The organism is Carboxylicivirga sp. (assembly GCF_982718395.1).
On record NZ_CEXQWX010000078.1, the window covers coordinates 21,712 to 28,072 of the forward strand.

At 37.7% G+C, this 6,361-nt stretch carries 5 protein-coding genes; 2 read left to right on the forward strand and 3 right to left on the reverse strand.

The annotated features are described in order from the left end of the window. Positions 1-7: 7 nt before the first annotated feature. Positions 8-421, reverse strand: coding sequence for a hypothetical protein (locus AC4MRQ_RS14790; protein ID WP_491198463.1), 414 nt, complete (start codon positions 419-421; stop codon positions 8-10). Positions 422-579: 158 nt separating this feature from the next. On the opposite strand from AC4MRQ_RS14790, the gene AC4MRQ_RS14795 reads away from it, so the two are divergent. Both AC4MRQ_RS14795 and nhaD read left to right on the forward strand, forming a co-directional pair. Next, the gene (locus AC4MRQ_RS14795) at positions 580-918 is read left to right on the forward strand and encodes a hypothetical protein (protein WP_491198464.1); all 339 of its coding nucleotides are present in this window, start codon (positions 580-582) and stop codon (positions 916-918) included. An 88-nt stretch (positions 919-1,006) separates the two neighbouring features. Beyond that, complete coding sequence (gene nhaD / locus AC4MRQ_RS14800) at positions 1,007-2,371, forward strand: sodium:proton antiporter NhaD (RefSeq protein ID WP_491198465.1); 1,365 nt, start codon at positions 1,007-1,009, stop codon at positions 2,369-2,371. 1,048 nt (positions 2,372-3,419) lie between these two features. Here the strand turns inward: nhaD and AC4MRQ_RS14805 are convergent. Together AC4MRQ_RS14805 and pgmB are read right to left on the reverse strand one after the other, a co-directional pair. Next, positions 3,420-5,732, reverse strand: a complete 2,313-nt coding sequence (locus tag AC4MRQ_RS14805) for a family 65 glycosyl hydrolase domain-containing protein (RefSeq protein WP_491198466.1) — start codon at positions 5,730-5,732, stop codon at positions 3,420-3,422. Positions 5,733-5,794: 62 nt separating this feature from the next. After that, the coding region (gene pgmB, locus AC4MRQ_RS14810) for a beta-phosphoglucomutase (protein ID WP_491198467.1) at positions 5,795-6,361 on the reverse strand (567 nt) is incomplete at its 5' end.

Here is a 6,361-nt window from a genome sequence, read left to right on the forward strand (position 1 = left end):
AGAGTTATTAATCAACTATGTGGTAGTTATTGTTTAGTATATCCTGCGTATGGACTTCAATGCCTAAAAATATGAGGGCCGCTGTAACAGTGCTAAATACTCTAACCTTATTGTCAAAAAATGGATCATTCTTAATTAATAGCGAAAGAGCTGTTGATTGAGGATGATCGGTGACAATGGCCCATCGAAATTGTTGTATTTTCAGCATATTCTTTAAATCTTCAATATAATTATTGAGCTCGTCTACACTTAACGATATTTTTGCTTTTCGGATGTCAGAGAAAGTTTTCTTCACATGTCGAAAATCAATATGATTCGATTGGTGTTGATTAATTTGATGCAAATCATCAAGTGCAATATCTCCGTAAAAGGTCTCCATCAGTAGTTGACCTTCAGGGAAGTGTTTATATTTTGCTTTCATTCGTTCAGACGGTTCGAATATTGCGTAACGATGAAGACTTTCAAAATGTTACAATAATTCTGTTTTCATTGAAGTTGATCATATGGAATTAAATTTTCTCCCTACTAAGGATTGGGGTTGTAAAAATAGTTCTACATTTGCGGCCTTAAAATTCATTCATGATCAAGGTCTGGTACATATATACGCTTATTGCACTGATTGCTTTAAGTTTCACAAAGGTAAGCTGGTCAAGCTGTGTACCAAATGAAAGAATTATTGAGGGCGAAAATGAAAAGAACCTAATCTTTGCCAGCCAGATAAGTCATCTGTTATTAGACCTGTCAGGACAAGAAGCGGAAGATGAGACTGAAATTTTAAATCGATTTTTCAGGAATGAAATAAAAAAACCATATGGTTTTTACTTAAATCAGGAAAAGGTTTACAATGGTTACTTTTTATTGGGTTCTTTAATTTTATTCGAAGCAGATAATTCCCCGCCAACTGAATCATTAGGCTAATTTAATATACAGCCTGAATTTCCTCACCAGATATTATAGTTTTATAAAAAGTCCAATCTTTTAGAAGGGGGATTCTATGTTTTTTTTAATGTTAGTAGTCTTTGTCGTGGGCTACGGGTTTATAGTATTTGAACATATTAATCAAATCAACAAAGCGGCAACAGCCTTATTTATAGGAACCACAATGTGGGCTATCTATGCATTAGGTGGCGAAGAAATATTAGCCAAAGGTGCGAGTGTTTCCTGGACCAACTTTCTACACGAGAATACAGAAAGTGTCACTGAATTCATTACTCATTATGAGCTTTTTCACCATTTATCTGAGATTGCTTCAATTTTGTTTTTCCTCATTGGAGCAATGACTATTGTGGAATTAGTGGATAAGTACCAGGGATTTCGAGTGATAACCAATAAAATTGAAAGCTCAAATGTAAATCAGCTTTTATGGGTTGTTAGTCTGTTAACATTCTTTATGTCAGCCGTATTAGATAACCTGACTACAACAATAGTACTGATAACAGTATTGCGAAAGCTTATTACCCGACAAGAAAACCGATGGATATTTGCAAGTGTTGTAGTCATTTCTGCCAATGCAGGTGGAGCATGGTCTCCTATTGGCGATGTGACCACCATAATGTTATGGATAGGAGGACAGGTGACATCCGGGCATATTGTTGGAGCACTGATTGTCCCTAGTTTGGTTAATATGCTGGTATCAACTGGATTGTTTAGTGTATTTGTTGTTAAAGGAGAGACAACAAAGCCATTATTGCCAGATGACGAAACCAAAGAATTTACAACAAGACAGGAACAGATATTTATGTTAGTGGTTGGTACGTTTGCACTTATTTCTGTTCCTGTTTTTAAAACGGTTACTCATTTGCCACCATATATTGGTATGCTACTTGGTTTATCTGTATTATGGATCATGACCGATAGATACCTTAAAAGCAGGAGTGCTGAAGATAAAAGGACATTAACAGTGAGTGCTGCATTAAAAGCAGTTGATATTCCAACTGTCCTGTTCTTTCTTGGTGTTTTAAGCGCTGTGGCAGCTTTGCAATCGGCTGGTCATTTAGATCTGCTTGCTGGCTGGTTAGATAAAAGAGTGCACAATATTTTTGCTGTTAATTTATTAATTGGAATCGTTTCGTCTATTGTTGATAATGTTCCCTTAGTTGCAGCTTCAATGGGTATGTATCCAATTGAAATGACTTCCGTTACTGGTTTTGCTGCCAGTTTTGTGCAAGATGGCCCTTTCTGGACTTGTTTGGCGTATTGTGCAGGGACAGGAGGCAGCTTATTAATTATTGGCTCGGCTGCAGGTGTTGCAGCAATGGGGCTTGAGCAAATTAATTTTCTGTGGTACCTGAGGAGAATAACCTGGATAGCAATGGCAGGTTATTTGGCAGGGGCATTAGTTTACTTTCTTCAAATACTTTGTTTTAGATAGAAAATATGAGACTTGGAAGATATATAAATTGTAACGCTGATCAAAAAGGAATACAATACCCTCCAACTTGGATTGGTGTTGTTGTAATAACAATAATTGTTCTATTGGTACGATTGATATTTGGATCAATCTAGTAACCCGAGTTCAAAATTTTACGTCGAATTCGGGTTAGTATTGTTTTTTCTTGGTTATAGTGAGAGTTTGGTAAGCTAACCGTCCCTTTTCTGGCTTACCCTCTCGCTATTTTTTTTACAACACCTGCAATTCAAATTCTGGTACTATAAAAAAATCCCTGTTAATGGGGATTATTAACAGGGAATCTGGGGTTTTTATTAGAGTAAAAGAGTATCAATTTTGAAAGTGTGGGACGTACCATCCCAAGGACTTTAATTGTCGAAGAATTTCGATTAATTCGGTTCTGACTTTTTGAACTTGAGTTGGAGCCTCAAATATTGGATTAGCAATAATTTTTTGTATGCGGTCTACTCTGAATCGGTAAGACATCAATATAAATAGCAGTTGATCTTCATGATATTTATTACTGAATTCAGTTCTTGGCTTTTTACTCATTGTGTCATTTTTAAAGGATCAAATTCATATTACAAAGTTGATAATATCAATTGCACTTTAATGCTCCAATGCGACCAACTAATGTTCCAATAAGATCAAAGGTGAGTAATGTAATTGACTGAATAGTTTATTCATTTGCAGTGAATCAGTACGATACAGGTTTTTTTGTTAATGACAGTCAGTTGGATGGACCGGATGATCATTTTGTAATCCCGGGGTAGCAATTAGACGCTCGTGGTGGTCATTTTGTAATCTCTGGATTACAATCATTTACATATGGTGGTCATTGTGGCAGTCGGATCGGACATTGTGGCATTTCCGATGACCATTTTGATGCAGCTGATGATCATTTTGCAATCCAGAGTTGTCAATTGTTTTTCAGCTTTGGTTTACGGATTGCATCTTTAATTAGATGGGTAATGGGATAAGAAAATAAAAAGGAGCCCAAAGGGGCTCCTTTTATTGCTAAAAAATCTCTCTATTTTGCCTTCACAACAGAAGTTTGACCTGGTGTTACACTTACAGGTGTGTCATAAACCATTAAATCAATTTGATTATTTGCATGAGAAATAATGCTAACTTCTTTATTATTGACAACTACTTCAAGGTCGTTACCCATAAACGAAATTCGGAATGAGTACTCTTGCCATTGCTCAGGTATAATTGGGTTTAGAAAGAGCTGTCCGTCGTGTACACGTTTACCACCGAATCCTTCTACAATCGACATCCATGTACCGGCCATACTTGTGATGTGTAAGCCTTCATGTGCCTCGTGATTATAATCATCAATATCAAGGCGAGATGTACGCAGGTACATTTCATAGGCCTTTTCGTAATCTCCTATTTTAGCTGCTAACACTGAATGTACACATGGTGATAGTGATGATTCATGTACAGTACGTGGTTCGTAGAATTTAAAGTTTCGTTTAATGGTTTCTAAATCGAATTCTTCTTCAAATACATAGATTCCCTGTAAGGTGTCAGCCTGCTTTATATAACAGCTACGTAAAATTCTGTCCCATGACCAGTATTGATTAATTGGCCTTTCAGCCGGATCCAGTTGATCAACAAGGATATGCTCTTTGTCCATATAACCATCTTGCTGCATAAATACCTGCAGTTTTTCGTTATATGGGAAATGCATGTTTTCAATGATGTTTTTCCAACGTGATACTTCGCCTTCGTAATCAAATGATGTTTTAGCGATGATTTCGTTATAACGAGACTCATCCATCTCTTTGACTTTAGCAAGAGCTTCAATGGTGTACTTTAAGCACCAAACAGCCATCTTATTAGTGTACCAGTTGTTGTTGATGTTATTTTCGTATTCGTTAGGACCGGTTACCCCCAACATTACGAACTTTTGACGTTCCTCAGAGAAAGTTACGCGCTGGCTCCAGAAACGGGAGATTCCCATTAAAACTTCCAAGCCATATTCTGCCAGGTAAGCTTCGTCATTGGTGTGACGAATATAGTTATGAATGGCAAAGGCAATAGCTCCGTTACGGTGAATTTCTTCAAAAGTGATTTCCCATTCGTTATGGCACTCTTCACCGTTAATTGTTACCATAGGATATAACGCTGCTCCGTTATTAAAACCAAGTTTTTCAGCGTTTTCAATAGCACGTTCAAGATGCTTGTAGCGATATATTAATAGGTTGCGTGTAACTTGCGACGGAGCAGTAGCGATAAAGAACGGAACACAATAGGCCTCAGTATCCCAATAGGTTGAACCACCATATTTTTCACCGGTAAATCCTTTAGGACCAACATTTAATCGCTCGTCTTCACCTGTGTAAGTTTGATTCAGATGGAAAATATTGAAGCGTATACCTTGCTGTGCAGCTACATCTCCTTTAATGCGAATATCACTTAATACCCACTTATCAGCCCAAATCTTAATGTGGTCTTTAAGCAGGGCATCAAAGCTTTTGTCAAAACCTTCTGTTGTTACTTTCTTTGTAGCAGAAAGTAGTTTATCCTTGTCGTAATTAAGAGAACTGGTTACACCGGCAATTTTCTCAATTGTAAAGCATTCGCCCTCTTTAACAACACGTTCGATTCTATTACCAACCCAGTTTTCTTTTTTAAGTACCTCAGGTGTGATATTTAGCTTAGAATCACCAATTTTTGCCTTGATCTTCATTCCATATCCAACACGGAATCCAATCTTTTTTGTTTCAGCGACCAGGTAAGCTTCACCTGCATGTGCTTCCATATCAAGAATGTTCCAGAACTTTTCATCATAGTTAGAGTCTTCATTCTCAACATCACCATCCAGGTAGGCTGTAAAGGCAATTTTTCCATCGAAGTTTAGAGGGGTCACCGAATAGCGAATAGCGCCATTTTCAGTGTCGGCCATGCTGACAAAACGTTTAGCACTAACCTCGATCTTTTTGCCATCATCCATTGTGGCTGTGAACTCACGCAGCAAATACCCTTCTTTCATATTAAGGGTGCGCTTGAAGTTCTCGGTTTTGCAGGTATATAAATCCAGGTAATGACCATCAACCTGTACATCAATACCAATCCAGTTTGGACTGTTTAATACTTTTGCAAAATATTCCGGGTAACCATTTTTCCACCAACCTACACGGGTTTTGTCAGGGTAATAGATTCCTGCAACATAACTTCCTTGCAGCGAAGGACCGGAATACGTTTCTTCAAAATTGGCTCGTTGACCCATTTTACCATTCCCAATACTGAAAATACTTTCAGAGGATTGATGATTTTCCGGGTTAAAGCCCTCTTCTATAATGCACCACTCATCGTGTTTTAAATACTCCTTCATCGTAATTGGTTTAAGATTTTAAAGTTGGTGATCGCCACCATTCCTCATCAAAACCGTAATTTTTAGTTTAGTTCCATCAGTTTTTCGTAAGACATTTGGTGTAAGCCATCTATTACCAGGTTAGCTTTACCCAATACATCAGCAGAACCGATACCTACGCATCTCATCTGTCCGGCTAGTGCAGCTTCAACACCAGCTTCGGCATCTTCAAAAACAACACATTCATCAGGTGAAACACCAAGCTCTTCGGCTCCTTTTAAGAATACTTCAGGATCTGGTTTAGCTTCGCTCACCTTTGTACCGTCAATAATGGCTTCAAATAAGTGAGTCAATTCAAGACGCTCCAGGATAGTCATAGCATTTTTACTGGCTGAACCTAATGCGATCTTTATTCCTTTTTCTTTTAGTTCTTGCAGGAAATCTTTGGCACCATCCAGAATTTCATCTGGTTGCATTTTTAATATAAATGTCCTGTAGTTTTCATTTTTCTTTTCAGCCAGACGGAGTTTCTCCTCATCGTTTAGTGTAATTCCTCCAATTTCGAGCAGAATATTTAATGAAGTCATTCGGCTGACGCCCTTTAAACGTTCATTATCTTCTTCCGTAAATTCGAAGCCTAACTCATTGGC

What these genes read in the sequence shown, in the direction of transcription:
- AC4MRQ_RS14790 (WP_491198463.1), bottom strand. Translation starts at nt 421, where the DNA reads ATGAAAGCAAAATATAAACACTTCCCTGAAGGTCAACTACTGATGGAG.
- nhaD (WP_491198465.1), top strand. Translation starts at nt 1,007, where the DNA reads ATGTTAGTAGTCTTTGTCGTGGGCTACGGGTTTATAGTATTTGAACAT.
- AC4MRQ_RS14805 (WP_491198466.1), bottom strand. Translation starts at nt 5,732, where the DNA reads ATGAAGGAGTATTTAAAACACGATGAGTGGTGCATTATAGAAGAGGGC.
- AC4MRQ_RS14795 (WP_491198464.1), top strand. Translation starts at nt 580, where the DNA reads ATGATCAAGGTCTGGTACATATATACGCTTATTGCACTGATTGCTTTA.